Raw genomic sequence first — 17,454 nt, forward strand, 5'->3', positions numbered from 1 at the left:
TGCGCGTGCGTGCGCTCACCCGAGGACTGCTCGGTGTGGCCGGGTTCCTCGTCATCTGGGAGCTGTTCGGCCGGTCCCGGCTGGTTCCGCCGGAGTACTTGCCACCGCCGTCCGTCGTAGCGGTGGAGCTCGTGAAGTTGTTGGGGGATGAGGCTTTCCTGAGGGACGTCGTCGCGACGGTCCTCGCCGTGCTCATCGCCATGGGGCTGTCGGCCGGGATCGCCGTCCCGCTCGGCCTCGTCCTGGGCAGCGTGGCGTCCGTCCGGCACGCCACCCGCGCCGTGGTCGAGTTCCTGCGCCCCATCCCGTCGGTCGCGCTGATCCCGCTGGCCGTCCTGCTGCTCGGCATCGGGCCGGAAACCAAGATCACCCTCGCGGTGTACGCGGCGATCTGGCCCATCCTGTTCAACACCATCTACGCGCTCGACGAGCTCGACCCCCTGCTGGTCGAGACCGCGCGCGCGTTCGGCGCCGGCCGGGTGCGCGTGCTGGCGTCGGTCGCGCTGCCGAGCGCGTTGCCGTTCGTGCTGACCGGCATCCGGCTCGCCGCCACGACGAGCCTGGTGGTGATCGTCAGCGTGGAGCTGCTGGAAGGCGGCTCCGGCGGCATCGGGCAGTACATCGCGCTCGCGCGCAGCGGCGCGGGCCGGATGGACATCGTCCTGGCCGGCACCGCGGTCGCGGGCGTGATCGGCTACCTGCTCAACGACGGGTTGGAACGCGCCCAGCGCCGCTGGGTCGGCTGGAGCTCGGTCACCGGAGGTCGGTCGTGACCCGATTCGTCCAGCGGTGGGCGGTGTTCGCGGGCCTCGTCGTGGTCTGGGAACTGCTCACCTGGTACGCCGACGACACGTTCTTCCCCCGTCCGACCGAGATCGCCGCGGCCGCGCACGAGTTGTGGTTCTCCGGCCCCGCCGGTGACCTGTTCCTCACCGACACGGTGTTCGAGCACGTGTTCCCGAGCATCGGCCGGCTGCTCGCCGGCTGGGGCATCGCGGCCGTGGTCGGCATCGCGCTCGGCGTGGCGCTCGGCCGTTCCGCGGCGGCCGCGGAGTACGCCGGGCCGCTGCTGACGTTCATGCGCTCGATCCCGCCGCCGCTGCTGGTGCCGGTGTTCCTGCTCGTGTTCAGCGTCGGCACCACCATGCAGCTCGCCACGATCATCTTCGGCGTGCTGTGGCCCATCCTGCTCAACAGCGTCGACGGCGCCCGCTCCGTCGACGCGACGAAGTTCGAGACCTCGGCGGTGTTCCGCATCCCCAAGCCTCAGTGGATCCTCGGTGTCGTCCTGCCCTCAGCGGCACCGAAGATCTTCGCCGGGTTGCGGGTCTCCCTGTCGCTGTCGCTGGTGCTCATGGTCGTGTCCGAACTCGTCGGCACCGACAACGGGATCGGGTCGCAACTCCTCGTCGCACAGCGGGAGTTCGACTTCCCCGACATGTGGGCCGGGATCACCCTGCTGGGTGTCCTCGGCTATGCCCTCAACACCGTGCTCCTCGTCTTCGAGCGCAAAGCCCTTGCGTGGCAACCGAAGCAGGAGCGCACCCCCGCGACGGTGGAGGAAAAAGCAGTATGACCGCGATGCTCGAAGTGGCCGACCTCGGCCACACCTACCAGGCGAAGGACGGCGCGCACACCGCGATCGCCGACCTGTCGTTCACCGTCGGCACCGGCGAGTTGGTCTGCGTCGTCGGCCCGTCCGGCTGCGGCAAGTCCACGCTGCTGCGCACCATCTCCGGCCTGATCCGCCCCACCCGCGGCGAGATCAGCCTGCACGGCAACGAGGTCCGCGGCGTGCCCGACGACCTCGCCGTGGTGTTCCAGGACTACAGCCGCTCGCTGTTCCCGTGGCTGTCGGTGCAGAAGAACGTCGAGTTCCCGCTGCGCCGCTCCCTGGGCCGCGCCGAGCGCCGTGCCCGCGCCGCCGAGGCGCTGGAGTGGGTCGGCCTGGGCGCGGCGGGCCGCAAGTACCCGTGGCAGCTCTCCGGCGGCATGCAGCAGCGCGTCGCCATCGCCCGGGCACTGGCCTACCGGCCCGCGCTGCTGCTGATGGACGAGCCGTTCGCCTCGGTGGACGCGCAGACCCGGTTCGAGCTGGAGGACCTGCTGCTGAAGGTCCGCACCGAGCAGGACACCACCGTGCTGGTGGTGACGCACGACATCGACGAGAGCGTCTACCTGGGCGACCGGATCCTGGTGCTGTCCACCTCGCCCGCGTCCGTGGTGGCCGACCTCAAGGTCGACCTGCCCGCGCAGCGCGACCAGATCACCACCCGCGAGTCCGAGGCGTTCGTCGCGCTGCGGGCCGAGGTGGCGCGGCTGCTCAACGTCGGCAAGACCTCGGAGGAGGTCCGCGCCCGGCGCGAGGCGAACGAGCAGCAGGCGGCGAAGTGGGCCGAGGCGGAGCGGGCGGAAGCCTCGCGCGCCGACGCCGAGGAGCGCGCCACGACGTGACGCGCCTGGTCTGAGACCAAGGACGCCTGACGGGCGATCCGCGGCTCGTCGGCCCTCTCAGGGCCGCGGCCGGGGGTCGCCCGTTGTCGTGCGCGGGGGTGTCCGACGCCGTTGTTCGCGTGGGTTTCGACGGCAGTCGTTCGCAACGATTCGACATCTTTCCCGCCGCGGGACGAGCCGCGCGGAGATCACCACGCCGTCGCCGCGCGATTACCGGCCGTGCCCGCCGGGGCCTTTTCCGGCTCGGCTCGGCGGACATTCCATCGGGAATTCCTATGGGTCCGGCGGTCCTCGGCGCGTATATCGGAACGCGGGCGCGGCCGTCCACCGGGTGGAATCGGTGGCGAATGCATCGGCGCGGCCCGGTTCGAATGCGGGGCCGAGTGGATTTCGAATGCGGCGGCAGTCGGGTCCGGCCATCGCCTTGTTCTCCGGGCCGGGCACCTGCGGTGGCGCGGCGGAGAACAAGGCGGCGGTAAACCGGCCTTATCGCGGGACGTGCTCGCGGACACCGCTCCCGCTAATCGCGAGGTGTTCTGCTCAAGGCCCCACGTAGTTTTGGGCGAAATAGCCCGCGGACGATCGCGAGGCGATGAGGTGTTCGAGCCTGGCTTGGCCCAAACGGCTCAGGAAGGGCTCCGGCGACCGGTGGATCATGAACACCATCCACTGCGAGAACTCCTGCGCACGCCACACCCGGCGCAGGCACACTTCGGAGTAGCTCCGCAGGCCCGTCTCATCACCCGTTCGGTGGTACCGGGTGAGGGCGTCGGCGAGCACCTCGGCGTCGTGCAACGCGAGGTTCATTCCCTTCGCGCCCACGGGGGTGATGATGTGGGCGGCGTCGCCGAGCAGGTACAGGTTGCCGTGGTTCATCGGTTCGACCACGTGGCTGCGCATGTCCAGGATGCGCTTCTCGACGATGCGCCCTTCGGTGAGCTTCCAGTCGGAGTCCCGAAGCGCCAGCCGCTTGTGCAGCTCGGCCCACACCCGCTCGTCCGGCCAGTTGTCCACGGTGTCGTCCACCGGTACTTGCAGGTAGTAGCGCGAGACCGTGGAACTGCGGAGCATATGACCCGCGAATCCATCCGGGTGAAGCGCGTAAATCACCTTGTGGGTGGATGGCGGGGCCTCGGCCAGGATGCTCAGCCACTCGATGCCGTGCTGGTGGCTGAACTCCTGCACCGCGCCCGGCGGGATGCTGCGCCGCGTCACGCCGTGGAACCCGTCCGCGCCCGCGATGAACGAGCAGTCGAGCCGCTCCCGCGTGCCGTCGGCGTTCGTCCAGGTCAGAGCCGGTTCAGCCGACTCGATGTCGTGCAGCTCGACGTCCGTGACCGACCACCGCACGTCGCCGCCGCGCTCGTCGACGTAGTGCCGCACGAGGTCCTGGACGACCTCCTGCTGCGGGTAGATGTAGTGCGTCTGGCCGTCGTACAGGGTGGCGTAGTCCACCTCGTACGCCTCGCCGTTCACCCGGAATTCGCACGCCCCATGCCTGTCCGCCTCTCGGAGCAACCGGTCCGCGAGCCCGTGCTCTGTCAACATTTGCACCGCGCGGTGCTCCAGCACCCCGGCGCGCGGCCGGGTCTCGATGTACTCGCGGGTGCCTTTTTCCAGCACCACGCAGGGGATTCCGGCCTCGCGGAGCAGGTTCCCCAAGGTCAATCCCGCGGGGCCCGCTCCGACGATGCCCACCGGGCGCCGGTTGCTCTGTACGGCCCATTCCGCGTCAAGATCGCTCACCGCATACCCCAACCTCTGGACAGCCTGTGCAAAGATGCTCACCGAAGGTAGTGGATCAGCCTTCGAGTGTCGGTCGACTGGGGTCTTGCCGAACCACTCGTGTCACTTTGAGTGGTTCCGCAGTGCCTCTGTCGCCCGTGCATCCTGCCCCCGCAAAGTCGTCACTCCAACAGGAGATGCCCCCCATGACTCGAAGAGTCGGCCTCTCGGCACGAAGGATCTTCGGCGTTGTCTCCGCGGTCGCGATGCTCGCCGTCGTCTCCGGCTGCGGTCTGCTCGGTGGCTCCGAGGAGAAGCCCACCGACGCCGCCGCGGCGCCGGGCAAGGTCGAGAAGGCCAAGATCACGCTCGGCCTGCTGCCCATCCTCGACGTCGCGTCGGTCCACGTCGCGATCAAGAAGGACTACTTCAAGGCGGAGGGCCTCGAGGTCGAGGTCAAGTACCTCCAGGGTGGCGCGCTGGCCATCCCGGGCCTGATCAACGGCGAGATCGACATCGCGTTCGGCAACTGGGTGTCGTTCTTCACCGCCGAGTCGAAGGAGGCCGCGAAGTCCGCCGACGGCTTGAAGCTGGTCAGCGACGGCTACCAGGCCAAGCCGGAGATGTTCCTGATCCTGGGCAAGGCCGACTCCCCGATCAAGTCGCCCAAGGACCTCGAGGGCAAGACGATCGCGATCAACACGTTCAAGAACATCGCCGAGCTGACCGCGAAGGCCACGCTGGAGGCCAACGACGTCGACCCCGCCAAGGTGACGTTCAAGGAGTACCCGTTCCCGGACATGGAGGCCGCCGTCCAGAGCGGCGCGGTCGACGCCGCGTTCATGGTCGAGCCGTTCATCAGCCGGGCGCAGCGCAACAGCGGCCAGATCACCGTGCTGGACGCGGCCTCGGGCCCGACCGCGGACATCCCGATCGCGGGCTACGCCGCCAGCGGCAAGTTCGTGAAGGAGAACCCGAACACCGTCGCCGCGTTCCAGCGCGCGATGGCGAAGGGCCAGCGCGACGCGGCGGACCGCCCCACGGTCGAGCCGCTGCTGGTCGAGTACGCGAAGGTCGACAAGGAAACCGCCAGCCTCGTGCACTTCGGCGAGTTCCCGACCACGCTCGACGCCACCCGCCTGCAGCGCGTGGCGCAACTGATGCGAACCTACGGCTTGCTCGAGAAGGACTTCGACGTCAAGCCGATGCTGGTCACCGCGTCGGGTAGCTGATCCCGGCGGGGGAGCCCGGCGACGGGCTCCCCCGCGGGTGTTTCCCGTTCGGGTCGAGGGCGTGAAATAACCATGACGGCCGGTTAGCGATCGTTTAGCGCGTCCACGTGTGGTCCGCGCGACAATGGTTGATTTGCAAAGTACCGGTCACCTCGTCCGAACGGCGGTATGACTCGGCGGGTTTTTCCACCAAGATCCACCGGGTTTGTAGGGATGTGTCGTTTCACCGGGCTGGGGAGTGTGCTGACGGTGCGCGGTCACGACGACCACGCCTCCGGGAGAGATCCGGAGCGGATTCAACTCGACGCGGGCGCCGCCGGCAGCGGCCCGCCCGACTCGGGACCGGGCACAGGCGCCGTGCCGACCGACCGGGGTATCTCCCGGTGGCGACTGCGGAACTGGCGCCTGCGCAGCAAGCTGGCCGTGGTGCTCCTGGTGCCCGCGCTGAGCACGCTGACCCTCGCCGGGCTGAGGTTGAACACCCAGCTCGACGACGTGGAGCTGTTCGGCCAGGTCCAGCGGGAGCTCCAGCTGTCGGCCCAGGTGGCGGCGGTGTCCGACGCCCTGCAGCTGGAACGCGACGCCGCGGTCTGGTTCGTGGCGGGCGGTCGGCGCGACAACGCCGCCGAGTTCCAGACGCGGTCGAGCAAGGTCGACGCCGAGGTCGGCAGGCTGCGCGACGTCGCGGCCGCCACGGCCGGCGTCGACGACTCGGTGCGCGAGTCGTTCCAGAAGTCGTTGCAGTCGCTGGACGGCCTCAACGCGCTGCGCAACACGGTGACCACCACCAAGTACCCGGACATCTCGGTGCACAGCGCCTACGGCCAGGTGCTGGCCGCGCTGGCCCAGGTGCACCGCGCGACCGCGAGCAGCCTCAGCAACGAGACCATCACCCCGCTGTCGGGCGCCAACCTCGCGCTGTACTCGGCGAAGGAGCAGCTGTCCCAGCAGAACTCGATCCTGCTGTCGACGGCCAAGCGGGGCGAGTTCGCGCCCGGCCAGGCCAACGCGCTGCGCGCCGCGCAGTCCCGGTTGGACGCCGCGCTCACCGACTTCGCCAACATCGCCAGCCAGGAGAACCGCCAGCTGCTGTCGGACACCGTGACCGGCGCGCCGGTCGACGCCCGCAACAGCCTGGTGCAGTTGGCGCTGGTGCAGCAGGACGAGGGCGGCGAGGTGTCCATCTCCGACACCGACGTGATGGCCGTCGGCGAGCAGACCGCGGCCCTGCTGCGCGAGGTGTCGCAGGACATCGAGCGGCAGGCCGACCAGGCGTCGATCGACCTGACCGAGGCGGCCCGCGCGTCCGCGTGGCGTGACGCGGCGCTGGTCGCCGTGGCGCTGGTGATCGCGTTCGCCCTCATGGCCTTCGTCGCCCGCTCGATGCTGACGCCGCTGCGCGTGCTGCGCCGCACCGCCCTGGACGTGGCCCGCAACCGCCTGCCGGACGCGATCAAGCGGATCCGGACGCACCGCGACCCGGCCCGCGCCGCGGAAGAGGCGCTGGTGCCCGTGCCGATCAACACGACCGAGGAGGTCGGCCAGGTGGCGCGGGCGTTCGACGCCGTGCAGCGCGAAGCCGTCCGACTCGCCGTCGAGCAGGTGGCGCTGCGCGCGAACGTCAACGACATGTTCATCAACCTGTCCCGGCGCTCGCAGGCGCTGGTCGAGCGGCAGATCACCGTCATCGACCGGCTGGAGCAGGACGAGCAGGACCCCGACCAGCTGGCCAGCCTGTTCGAGCTGGACCACCTGGCCACCCAGATGCGCCGCAACAGCGAGAACCTGCTGGTGCTCTCCGGCACCACGGTCAACCGCCGCGTCACCCGGCCGGTGCCGATCTCCGAGGTGCTCGGCGCCGCGGTGTCGGAGGTCGAGAAGTACGCCCGCATCCAGATCGCGCCCGCGCCGGAGCTGAAGGTCCAGGGCCGCGTGGTCAACGACCTCGCGCACCTCATCGCCGAGCTGCTGGACAACGCGACCGCGTTCTCCAAGCCCACCACCAAGGTGACCGTGCGGGCCATCGAGACCCGGCGCGGCGAGGTGTCCATCCGCATCCACGACCGCGGTGTCGGCATGCAGGAGCAGGACATCATCGAGGCCAACACCAAGCTCGCCGACCCGCCCGAGGTCGACGTGTCGGTGGCCCGCGAGATGGGCCTGTACGTGGTCGGCCAGCTCGCCAAGCGGCACAACATCCGGGTCACGTTGAACAACAACGACGACATAGAGGGTGGCGTCACGGCCCAGGTCGTGCTCCCGGTCGACCTGCTGCACCGCGGCCCCGAGCCGATCCAGCCCCGGCCGGTGCCGGCCGCGCTGCCCCAGCGCCAGGCCAACCCGCAGCTCGAGGACAGCGGTGTCGGCGTGCTGGCGGGCGTGCCCAAGTGGACGCCGGAGATCGCACCCGGCGGTTTCGCACCGCTGGAGCTGCCCGCCACGACCGGTCCGCAGGTCGTGCACACCCACGAGGCCGAGCCGGGCGGGTTCTTCCAGGTCGAGCAGACCCCGGTGGACGACCTGTTCACGGCCACCGTGACCGAGACCGTGCCGCCGCCGGCCGAGGAGCTGCCGGACTACTCCTACCCGCCGGCCGCCACGTCCGCCACATCCGCCGCGGCGCCCGTCGTGGTCGAGGACGAGGACGACGCCTCCACCCAGCGGCTGCCGATCTACGAGGACGTGCTGTCGCGCTGGTTCCAGGGCGGCGAGGCCGAGGGCGGCGCCGTGCGCGGCGAGCTGGGCGACCAGCCGCAGGCCGCCGCGCCGCCGGAGACCGCGTCGGAGAAGACGATGTTCGCCGACCGCGCCGAGCTGATGGGCCTGGACGGCTCGGGCGGGCACGAGGGCACCGCGTCGGAGCAGACCGCGTACACCGACCGGTCGGACCTGATCGCGCCGTCCGCGTCGCCCGTGTCCAAGCCGAAGCCGCCCGCGCCGCGCGGGTCCACCCCCGCGGGCCTGCCCAAGCGCGAGCCCGCGCCGTCGGCGATCCCGTCGTCGGGCGCGTCGTCGCCGGGCTGGGGTGCGGCGGCGGACGACAGCTGGACGGTGGCGTCCAGCGCGCTCAAGGCCCCCGTCGACGACACGACGACCGCGGGCCTGCCCAAGCGCGTCCCCAAGGCGCGGCTGATGCCGGGCTCGCTCTCCGCGCCCGCTCCGCGCGCCGGGGCCGCGTCACCGTCGTCGCAGCCGTCCGCGAACGGCGCCACGTCGGCAGGTGTGGCGACCGCCGCGCCGCCGCGCCGGTCCGCCGACCGGCTGCGCCAGCGCTTCGCCACCTACCAGCGAGGTGTGCAGCTCGGCCGTCAGGCGGGCGACGACGCCGGCCTGCCGTGGGAAGGCCTGTCGATCGGCAACGAGGACGACTCCACCGCCACCGGAGGCGGGAACCCGACCACCGCCGCCAGGGGCGGCAATCAGACCAAGGAGCAGAAGTGACCACCGCAACCGAGGAACTCGACAACTTCAGTTGGCTGGTCGATGACTTCGTCGCCCGGGTCGCGGGCGTCGCGCACGCGATCGTGGTCTCCGCGGACGGCCTGTTGCTCGCGTCCTCGGAGCGGTTGCCGATCGACCGCGCGGAGCAGCTCGCGGCCGTCGCGTCGGGTCTGGTCAGCCTGAACCTGGGCGCGGCCCGCTGCTTCGAGGCGGGTGACGTCAAGCAGACCGTGGTGGAGATGGAACGGGGCTACCTGTTCCTGATGTCCATCAGCGACGGTTCGTGCCTGGCCGTGCTCGCCGCGCCCAACTGCGACATCGGCCTGATCGGCTACGCCATGACGCGGCTGGTCGAGCGGGTCGGCGTCCAGCTCACCCCGGAGATCCGGTCGCAGCTGCACGTCGCCATGCGCGGCTGAGGTCCCACCACCCGGCGAAGTCCTACTACTAGGGAAAGCAGAGCAACATGAGCGGTGGCGCTCCCGGACGGCCGGGGTCACCCGCGGCGAGCCTGACGGTCACGTCGACGAAGATCGTGGTGGCCGGCGGGTTCGGTGTCGGCAAGACGACCTTCGTCGGGTCGGTCTCGGAAATCGTGCCGCTGACCACCGAGGCGGTGATGACCGAGGCCAGCGTCGGCGTGGACGACCTGTCGGCCACGCCGAACAAGATGACCACGACGGTGGCCATGGACTTCGGTCGGGTGTCGTTGGACAGCGACCTGATCCTCTACCTGTTCGGCACACCGGGCCAGCACCGGTTCTGGTTCATGTGGGACGACCTGGTGCGCGGCGCGATCGGCGCGGTCGTGCTGGTCGACACCCGCAGGCTGTCGGACGCGTTCGCCTCGATCGACTTCTTCGAGGACCGCGAGCTGCCGTACGTGGTGGGCGTGAACTGCTTCGACGGCCTGCTGCACCACCGCATCGAGGACATCCGGGAGGCGCTGACGATCGACCAGTCGGTGCCGATCGTGCCCTGCGACGCGCGCAACCGGCAGTCGACCAAGCAGACGTTGATCACGTTGGTGCAGCACGCGATGCGGCAGCCCACGTTCGCCTGACGCACGCCGAACGGGAGGCCGCGGCCGGAAAACCGGTCGCGGCCTCCCGTCGTCGCGGCCACACTCGGGCGGGTGGCAGACGCTTTCGAGGACGCCGACCTGGCCGCCTACTACGACCTGATCAACGGATTCGGCCCGGACACCGGGTTCTACCTGGGGCTGGTGCTGGCCGCGGACGCCGTGCTCGACGTCGGCTGCGGCACGGGCCTGCTGCTCAAGGCCGCCCGCGCGAGCGGGCACACCGGTCGGCTGGTCGGGCTCGACCCGGCCAAGGGCATGCTGGTGCAGGCGCGGCGCGAGCCGGACGTGGACTGGATCCGCGGCGACCTCGGCACGATTTCGTTCGACGGCGAGTTCGACCTGGTCGTGATGACCGGTCACGCGTTCCAGGTCTTCCTCACCGACGACGAGGTGCGCGCCCAGTTCACCGCGATCCGGCGGGCGCTGCGGCCCGACGGCCGGTTCGCGTTCGAGACCCGCAACCCCGGCGCGCGGGCGTGGGAGCGGTGGACGCCCGAGAACGCCACCGAGATCGTCGGCCACGACGGCGAGCACGTGCGCGTCGAGCACTTCGTGGAGCGCGTGGCGGACGGGCTGGTCACGATGACCGAGACGTTCAGCTGCCCGGACTGGCCGGAACCCCGCGTGGACCGCGCCACGCTGAGGTTCACCGAGGCCGACCACCTGGACTCGCTGCTGCGCGAGACCGGGTTCGAGGTGGCCGAGCGCTACGGCTCCTGGGACCGGACGCCGCTGACCGGCACGAGCCGCGAGATCATCACGATCGCACGACCAGGTCGGCTTCCGGCAACCGGCCGTCGCTGACCACCAGCGCGCCGGCCGCGCGCACCAGCGGCAGCACGGCGGCCAGCGCCTTGTGCGCCAGCGCCTCACCCAGCGGCACGTCCGGTTCCACGCCGTGCAGCCCGTGACGCTCCACGACGGACAGCTCGGGCAGGGCGAACGTGACGTCGTGCAGCAGGAGGCGGACACCCATGTCCCCCAACGCGGACAGGTTGTCGTCGACCGCGTCGAAGTCCTCGGCGAGCGCGCGCGCTGACAGGCTCAGCCACAGCTTCTCCGGCGCCACGCCACCGGCGCGCACCGCCTCGGCGACCAGCGCGGTGAGGTCCGGGTCGCGCGACTGGCCCGGGGACAGGTGCGCCAGCACCGGCAGGTCCTCGGCCGCGGCGAAGGCGCACGCCTCCTCCAGCACCCACTGGGCCAGCGGGCCGCTCAGCCCGAGCTCGTCGGCGAACCGCAGGCACTCCCGGTGCGTCACCGGCCCGTACTCCGCCTCGCACCACCGCAGCCTGGCCGCCATCGCGACCTGGTCGCCACCCCGCGCCACGGGCAGGTAGTCCAGCGCGATCTCGCCGTTCTGCAACGCGCCCGGCATGGTCGCGATCAACGACAGCCGGGCGCGGTCGCGGGCGTCCTGCCCGGCGTCGTAGATGCCCCACTGGCCCTTGCCGCCGCTCTCCGCGCGGCGCAGCGTGCTGTGCGCCTGGCGCAGCAACGCCATCGGGTCCGACCCGCGCGCCGACGTGCGCACGAAACCCATGCCCGCCGACACGCCGACGCCGTGCCCGGCCAGCCGCACCGGCTCGAGCAGCGCGGCCTCGATCGCCTCGGCCAGCGCGGAGATCCCCGGCGTGGTGGGGCAGTCCTCGATGAGCACGACGAACTCGTCGCCGCCGATGCGCGCCACGGTGGCGTTCTCGCCCGCCACCACCTCGGTCAGCCGCCGGGCCACGACCTTCAGCAGTTCGTCGCCCGCCTCGTAGCCCAGGCCGTCGTTGACGATGGCGACGCTGTCCACGTCCAGGTAGCACAACGTGATCGAGCCCGGTCGGCTCAGCGCCTGCTCCAGCCGCGGCAGGAAGCTCTGCCGGTTCGGCAGGCCGGTCAGCACGTCGTGCAGCGCCTGGTGGCGCAGGTAGTCGCGCAGCACCCGCTGCTCGGTGGTGTCCTCGACCACGGCGACGTGCCAGCGCGGACTGCCTTCGGCGTCGCGCACCACCGACAGCGCCACGGTGGTCCACAACGGGTCGCCGGCCGCGTCGGTGAACTGCCGCTGAGCCGTGGTCCCGTCACCGGTGAACGGCGTGGCGGTGACCAGGGTCGCGACGTCCGCGGGCGACAGCATCGCCTCCAGCGCGGGGTTGGCGCCCACCAGCGCGCCGCGGCCGTCGAAGATCGCGATGCCCGCCGTGGAGCCGACGAAGACCTGCCGGAACAGCTCCGGCAACGCCCACGCCTCGACCGCCGTGGGAGCGCTTCCCTCGGCGGGGGTGACGCGGGCGGGCTCGGTCATGTGGCGGTGTGCGGCGGTGGGTGAAGATCAGGTCAGTGCATCTTCCGGACCACCGGCCACCGCCGTCAAGGCTTCACCCGATCAGGTCACACGCACACCCAGTCCGTCATCACCGTCGTGCCGCCGACCTCGCAGCGGAACCGCACCGGGCCCGACGGCGGCGGGCCGAGCAGGAACATGCCCAGCTCGTCCAGCTCGGACTCCTCCACCGGCCCGGTCGGGGTGACCAGCTCGACCCGGCCCGGCCCCGCCGGCAGCACCTGGCCCGCGACACCCGCCTCGGTCACCTCCACCTGCACCGACACGCCCTCGGCGTCGAACACGAGCTGGCGCGCGGTCTGCGCGGCCCGCGCCCGCACCGCCAGCTCCTCGTCCAGCACGGAGTCGTAGCTGGTCAGCGCGAGCAGCTCGGCGTCGACCGTGCGCCACGTGAACGCGGCTCGGGCGGCCCGCACCAGATGCTCGGGCACGTCGCGCTCCTCGGCGAGCGCCGCGCCCAGCTCCCGCAGCAGGACCTCATCGCTTTCCCACCCCGGATCGTCCCTCAACACCGACCACACCTCCTCCGCCCACCGGCCGCGGCTCGACCAGCTTCAGCACCGCGGGAGTCTTGCGCAACTTCTCCAGGCACCTGATCCGGGTGGGCCCGATGCTGCCCACCGGGATCGACAGCTCCTCGCCGACCGCCGCGTAGCTCGGCGGCGGGTCGGCCATCAGCTTGGCCAGCAGCACCCGGCACTGCTCGGACAACGACCGGAAGCCCTCGCGCAGCGCGTGCCGCCGCTGCGCGGCCTCCAGCTCCTCGTCCAGGTCCGCGACGGCGTCGTCCGGGCTCACCGGCTCGTCCTGCGACTGCGGGTCGTAGGGCTGGGTCCGCTGTTGCAGGCGCAGCATCCGCAGGCACTCGTTGCGGGCGGTCGTGGCGATCCACCCCGGCAGCGCGTCCGCCTCGCGGAGCCTGCCCAGCTGCTCCACCAGCCGCAACCACACGGTCTGGTGCACGTCCGCCGCATCCGCGTGGCGCAACCGGTGCCGGTGCACCACCGCCAGCACCAGGGGCGTGAAGCGCGCGACGATCTCGTTCCACGCGCGCTGATCGCCCTCCGCCGCCGCGCTCACCAGCTCGGCGATGGGGGATGCAGGGGTCACGTCCCCTCCTCTGGTCCAGGGGATGCTGCGCCTCCGCCCCGACCTGCGCCGGCGCGGACCCCAGCCGGGTCACGGACTTCGGACTCTTCGCTGCCACACACTACGGAGACCTGACGCACCCCACAGATACACGCAAAGCGGAATTCCCGCGAGGGCCGCTCCGCTAGTCGACCAGGACGCCGTAGCCGGGGAAGAACTCCGGCTCGCCACCCAGCAGCGCGTCCCGCGCGGCGGTCGCCGACAGCCCGTGCTGGGTCATCGTCGCGGCGATCCGCCCGGCCACGTGCGGCGCGGCGAACGACGTGCCCAGCCAGTAGGCGAACCGGTCGTAGACCTCCACCGGCAGGCCGGGCAGCTCCCACCGGCCCTTGAGGTACGTGCTGGTCCGGTTGCCGACCGCGCACGCGTCGACCCAGTGGCCGTGGTTGGCGTAGCACGCGGGCGCGCGGCTGCCGTCGCGCTCCTGCGCCACCGCCGACACGGCGACCACGTCGTACAGCGCGGCGGGCCAGCTCGGGCGGGTGGTGCCCTGGTTGCCCGCGGAGGCGACCACGACGACCTCCTTGGACAGCGCCGCGATCGCCCGGCGGACCGGCTCGGACGCGGTGTCGTCCTGGGTGAAGCAGCCCATCGAGATGTTGACGATCTGCACCTTCTCGTCGAACGACGACAGCGCCCGGACGAACTCCTCCTCGGTGCCCATGCCGTTGGGGTCCAGCGCCTTCTCCGGGTCCAACCGCACGCCCGGCGCGGCCTGCCGCACCACGCCGGCCACGAACGTGCCGTGCCCGCCTTCGAGGGCGAACACGTCGGAGTAGCGGTAGGCGGCGTCGACCTCCTCGACCTTCGGCAGGAACGCGTCGCCCAGCCACCGCGGGTGGTCGGTCGCGGCCGTCTGCGAGATGCCCGTGTCGACGATGCCGACGACGACACCCCGACCGACCTCGGCGGTGCCCTTGTCCGGGTCCGCCAGCGGCTGCCCGACCCGCGGCGGCTGACCCGGGTTGCCGTGCATGTTGCCGCCGTGGCCGACCAGCACGTGGTGCGGCTGCACGAACGGCACGCGCTCGCCGGGCCACTGCGCCGGGTCGCGCAGCAGGCGCACGACCTCCGGGATGTCGTCGGCGTTGCGCGACAGCACCAGCCGCGCCATCCCGGCGAAGTCACGGCCCCGCACGGTGCCGATGTTGTTCTGCGCGAGCTTGCGGGCCACCCGGTCGACGTCCTCCGGAATGGTCAACAGCTCACCGGAGACGAAGAGGAACTCCCGCCCGCGCTCGGCGTACAACCGGTAGCTCTTGTGATCGCGGATGACCTGCTGGAAGGCTTCCTGGTACAGCCCGGAGCGGTTCGACGGTTCGGACACCGAGGCCTCACAGCAGCGTCGACGGGTGCTGAGCCTGAGCAAGCTACCACAGCCGTCCTGGTAATAAGGTGGGTTCGTGGCAGGGGTTTCCGCCGCCGCAGCGCTGGAAGCCCGGCAACGGGATCCGCGCGCGGCCATCGAGATGGGTCGGGCCGCGCTGCGGGCGGCGCGGGCGTCGGGGGACGGCGAAGAAGCCTCCGCCGCCGAACGCGCGATCGGTCTCGCGTGGCGCGAACTGCACGACTTCGACGCGGCGCTGCGCCACCTGCGGCGGTCCGTGCGCCTCGCCGAACGGGCGGGCTCGACCCGGGCCGCGGCACTGGCCCGGATGAGCCTGGCGTTCGTGCTGTCCACCACCGGGCGGCACGCCCAGGCGTTGCGCGCGATCAACGAAGCCCTGCCGCACCTGCGCGGCGCGGACGCGGGCAGCGGCCGGATGCAGCGGGGCCTGGTGCTGCACTACCTGTGCCGGTACGACGAGGCGTTGCGCGAGTACAACGGCGCGATCGAGATCGTGCGCCGGTTCGGCGAACGGCTCGTGGAGGCGCGGGCGCTGAACAACCGCGGCCTGCTGCGCGCCTACACCGGCGGCCTGCGCGCGGCGGACGAGGACTTCGACCGGGCCGCCGTGCTCTACCGCGACCTGGACCAGGCGCTGGCCGTGGCCGACGTGCGGTGGAACGCGGGCATCTCCGCGTCCCGCGCGGGCGACGTGCCGCGGGCGTTGACGATGTTCGCCGAGGCCGAGCGCGAGTACCGGCGGCTGGCCGTGCCGCGGCCCGCGCTGCTGATCAACCGGCTGGAGCTGCTGGTGTCCGTGCCGCTGCTGGAGGAGGCGCGGGCGGCGGCCGACCGGGCGGTGGAGGAGCTGGGCGGCGACCTCGTGCTGGCCCGGTCGGAGGCGTTGTTCTACCGGGCCCGCGTCGCGTTGCTGGAAGGCGACCTGGACCGGGCCGTGACCATGGCGGTGGCCGCGCGCAAGGGCTTCCGCCGCGAGAAGCGCGACGTGTGGGCGGAGGGCGCGCGGCACGTGGAGCTGCGCGCGGCCTACCTCAGCGGGCAGCGGACCAGGGCGCTGGTGACGGCGTTGACCAAGGTGGCGTCCCGGCTGGACGCGCTCGGCTGGCGGATGGCCGGGCTGGAGGCGCGGGTCGACGCGGCGCTGGTCGCCCGCGACCTCGGCGACCGCTCGCGCGCGGTCGCGGAGCTGACCACGGCGGGCGCGGCCCGGCGCGGCGGCCCGGCGGCGCACCGGGTGCAGGGCTGGTACGCCGAGGCGTTGCGCCGCGACCTGCTCGGCAACGCCCGCGGCGCGCAGATCGCGTTGCGGCGCGGCCTCGCGCTGCTGGACGAGTACCGGGTGTCGCTCGGCGCGACGGAGCTGCGGGCGTTGAGCGGCGCGCAGGGCGCGGCGCTGGCGGCGGAAGGACTGCGCACGGCCGTCGCGGGCGGCCGGGCGGGACGGGTGCTGAGCTGGGCGGAGGCGTGGCGGGCGGGCGCGCTGCGGATGACACCGGCCCGGCCGCCCGAGGACTCCGGGCTCGCCGACGCGCTGGCCGAGCTGCGCGCGGTGACCGCGGACCTGGAGGCGGCCTCCACGGCGGGGCGGCCGACGGCGGCGCTGCGGCAGCGGCAGGTGCGCGGCGAGCAGCGGGTCCGCGAGCTGACCCGGCGCACCGGCGGCGGCGGCGCGGTGTTCAAGCCGCCCGCGGTGGACGAGTTGGCGCACGCGCTGGGCACGTCGGCGTTGGTGGAGTACGTCGACCACGAAGGCGCGTTGCTGGCCGTGGTCGTGGCGGGCGGTCGGGCCTCGCTGCACCGGCTCGGCCCGCTCGACGGCGCGCTGCGCGAGCTGCGGCTGCTGCGGTTCGCGCTGCACCGGCTCGTGACGCTGCCCGAGCACCTCGACCGGACCTCGGTGCGCGCCGGAGCCGAGCACGCGGCCCGGCTGCTGCAGAACCGGCTGCTGGAACCGCTGCGCCGACGGCTCGACGACCGGCCGCTCGTGCTCGCGCCGACCGGGCGGCTGGGCGGCCTGCCGTGGTCGGCGCTGCCCGCCTGCCGCGGCCGCGCGGTCACCGTGGTGCCGTCGGCGACGGTGTGGCTGCGCGCGGCGAACTCCACCGTGACGTCACACGACCGGGCGGTCCTGGCGGCGGGTCCGCGGTTGCCGGCCGCGCCGACGGAGATCACCGCCATCGCGTCCCTGACCCGGTCCGCGTCGGTGCTGGTCGGCAGTGCGGCCACGGTGGACGCGGTGGCGTCCGCGATGGACGGCGCACCCCTGGCGCACGTGGCCGCCCACGGCTCGTTCCGCGCGGACAACCCGCTGTTCTCGGCGCTGGAACTGGCCGACGGCCCGCTGACCGTCTACGACCTCGAACGGCTCCGCACCCCACCCGCCCGGGTCGTGCTGTCGGCGTGCGACTCCGGCCTGTCGGCGGTGCGGCCCGGCGACGAGCTGATGGGGTTCACCGCGGCGCTGCTCGGGCTCGGCACCCGAACCCTCGTCGCGCCCGTCATCCCCGTGCCGGCCGAGGTCACCACGCCGCTGATGGTCGACCTGCACCGCAGGCTGGGCGACGGCCAGCCGCCCTCGGTGGCACTGGCCGGCGCGCAGCGGGCCCACCACGAGGACGGTGACGCCGCGTTCGCCGCGAGCGCCGGGTTCCTGTGCTTCGGGGCTTGAGCACCCGGCTAGGTTGGC

At 72.1% G+C, this 17,454-nt stretch carries 14 protein-coding genes; 9 read left to right on the forward strand and 5 right to left on the reverse strand.

Annotated features, from left to right (window positions below; all coding sequences use genetic code 11):
* The first annotated feature begins 5 nt into the window (after positions 1–5).
* From LZG04_RS07210 to LZG04_RS07220, 3 genes are read left to right on the forward strand one after another with little or no spacing between them, the layout of a single operon-like run.
* Positions 6–773, forward strand: coding sequence for an ABC transporter permease (locus LZG04_RS07210; RefSeq protein ID WP_233814485.1), 768 nt, complete (start codon positions 6–8; stop codon positions 771–773).
* Entirely contained in the window at positions 770–1,576 is an 807-nt protein-coding gene (locus LZG04_RS07215; protein ID WP_233814487.1) for an ABC transporter permease, read from the forward strand. Before LZG04_RS07210 ends, LZG04_RS07215 begins: the two co-directional genes overlap by 4 nt.
* Positions 1,573–2,454 carry an ABC transporter ATP-binding protein gene (locus LZG04_RS07220; protein ID WP_233814489.1) on the forward strand — a complete coding sequence of 294 codons (882 nt, stop codon included), beginning with the start codon at positions 1,573–1,575 and terminating at the stop codon, positions 2,452–2,454. The genes LZG04_RS07215 and LZG04_RS07220 overlap by 4 nt, the downstream gene beginning before the upstream one ends.
* Before the next feature lie 540 nt (positions 2,455–2,994).
* Here LZG04_RS07220 and LZG04_RS07225 read toward each other — a convergent pair.
* The gene (locus LZG04_RS07225; protein WP_233814491.1) at positions 2,995–4,242 is read right to left on the reverse strand and encodes a 4-hydroxybenzoate 3-monooxygenase; all 1,248 of its coding nucleotides are present in this window, start codon (positions 4,240–4,242) and stop codon (positions 2,995–2,997) included.
* 143 nt (positions 4,243–4,385) lie between these two features.
* Here LZG04_RS07225 and LZG04_RS07230 point away from each other — a divergent pair, with 143 nt between their 5' ends.
* From LZG04_RS07230 to LZG04_RS07250, 5 genes are all read left to right on the forward strand, one after another.
* Positions 4,386–5,411 carry an ABC transporter substrate-binding protein gene (locus LZG04_RS07230; RefSeq protein WP_233814494.1) on the forward strand — a complete coding sequence of 342 codons (1,026 nt, stop codon included), beginning with the start codon at positions 4,386–4,388 and terminating at the stop codon, positions 5,409–5,411.
* A gap of 249 nt (positions 5,412–5,660) precedes the next feature.
* Complete coding sequence (locus tag LZG04_RS07235) at positions 5,661–8,852, forward strand: nitrate- and nitrite sensing domain-containing protein (RefSeq protein ID WP_233814496.1); 3,192 nt, start codon at positions 5,661–5,663, stop codon at positions 8,850–8,852.
* Positions 8,849–9,271: a roadblock/LC7 domain-containing protein gene (locus LZG04_RS07240; RefSeq protein ID WP_073890506.1), complete on the forward strand. Its 423-nt coding sequence runs from the start codon at positions 8,849–8,851 to the stop codon at positions 9,269–9,271. Before LZG04_RS07235 ends, LZG04_RS07240 begins: the two co-directional genes overlap by 4 nt.
* A gap of 47 nt (positions 9,272–9,318) precedes the next feature.
* Entirely contained in the window at positions 9,319–9,915 is a 597-nt protein-coding gene (locus tag LZG04_RS07245) for an ATP/GTP-binding protein (protein ID WP_053721146.1), read from the forward strand.
* Positions 9,916–9,987: 72 nt separating this feature from the next.
* Positions 9,988–10,740 carry a trans-aconitate 2-methyltransferase gene (locus tag LZG04_RS07250; protein WP_233814498.1) on the forward strand — a complete coding sequence of 251 codons (753 nt, stop codon included), beginning with the start codon at positions 9,988–9,990 and terminating at the stop codon, positions 10,738–10,740.
* Here the strand turns inward: LZG04_RS07250 and LZG04_RS07255 are convergent.
* The 4 genes from LZG04_RS07255 to LZG04_RS07270 all read right to left on the reverse strand — a co-directional run bounded on the left by LZG04_RS07255 (position 10,694) and on the right by LZG04_RS07270 (position 14,747).
* Positions 10,694–12,232: a diguanylate cyclase domain-containing protein gene (locus tag LZG04_RS07255; RefSeq protein ID WP_233814500.1), complete on the reverse strand. Its 1,539-nt coding sequence runs from the start codon at positions 12,230–12,232 to the stop codon at positions 10,694–10,696. The two genes, LZG04_RS07250 and LZG04_RS07255, sit on opposite strands and share 47 nt — an antisense overlap.
* A gap of 86 nt (positions 12,233–12,318) precedes the next feature.
* Complete coding sequence (locus LZG04_RS07260; RefSeq protein ID WP_233814502.1) at positions 12,319–12,783, reverse strand: hypothetical protein; 465 nt, start codon at positions 12,781–12,783, stop codon at positions 12,319–12,321.
* Positions 12,749–13,381 (reverse strand): RNA polymerase sigma factor, encoded by a 633-nt coding sequence (locus tag LZG04_RS07265; RefSeq protein ID WP_233814504.1) that lies wholly within the window; start codon positions 13,379–13,381, stop codon positions 12,749–12,751. Before LZG04_RS07265 ends, LZG04_RS07260 begins: the two co-directional genes overlap by 35 nt.
* Positions 13,382–13,544: 163 nt before the next feature.
* A complete protein-coding gene (locus tag LZG04_RS07270) occupies positions 13,545–14,747 on the reverse strand; it encodes a S8 family serine peptidase (protein WP_233814506.1) in 1,203 nt (400 codons plus the stop codon).
* Between the two features lie 76 nt (positions 14,748–14,823).
* Between LZG04_RS07270 and LZG04_RS07275 the strand changes: the two genes are divergently transcribed.
* Positions 14,824–17,436 carry a CHAT domain-containing tetratricopeptide repeat protein gene (locus LZG04_RS07275; protein WP_233814508.1) on the forward strand — a complete coding sequence of 871 codons (2,613 nt, stop codon included), beginning with the start codon at positions 14,824–14,826 and terminating at the stop codon, positions 17,434–17,436.
* The last annotated feature ends 18 nt before the right edge of the window (positions 17,437–17,454 follow it).

The organism is Saccharothrix sp. S26, assembly GCF_021390395.1.
Lineage (GTDB): Bacteria > Actinomycetota > Actinomycetes > Mycobacteriales > Pseudonocardiaceae > Actinosynnema.

What these genes read in the sequence shown, in the direction of transcription:
- LZG04_RS07245 (WP_053721146.1), top strand. Translation starts at nt 9,319, where the DNA reads ATGAGCGGTGGCGCTCCCGGACGGCCGGGGTCACCCGCGGCGAGCCTG.
- LZG04_RS07220 (WP_233814489.1), top strand. Translation starts at nt 1,573, where the DNA reads ATGACCGCGATGCTCGAAGTGGCCGACCTCGGCCACACCTACCAGGCG.
- LZG04_RS07255 (WP_233814500.1), bottom strand. Translation starts at nt 12,232, where the DNA reads ATGACCGAGCCCGCCCGCGTCACCCCCGCCGAGGGAAGCGCTCCCACG.
- LZG04_RS07230 (WP_233814494.1), top strand. Translation starts at nt 4,386, where the DNA reads ATGACTCGAAGAGTCGGCCTCTCGGCACGAAGGATCTTCGGCGTTGTC.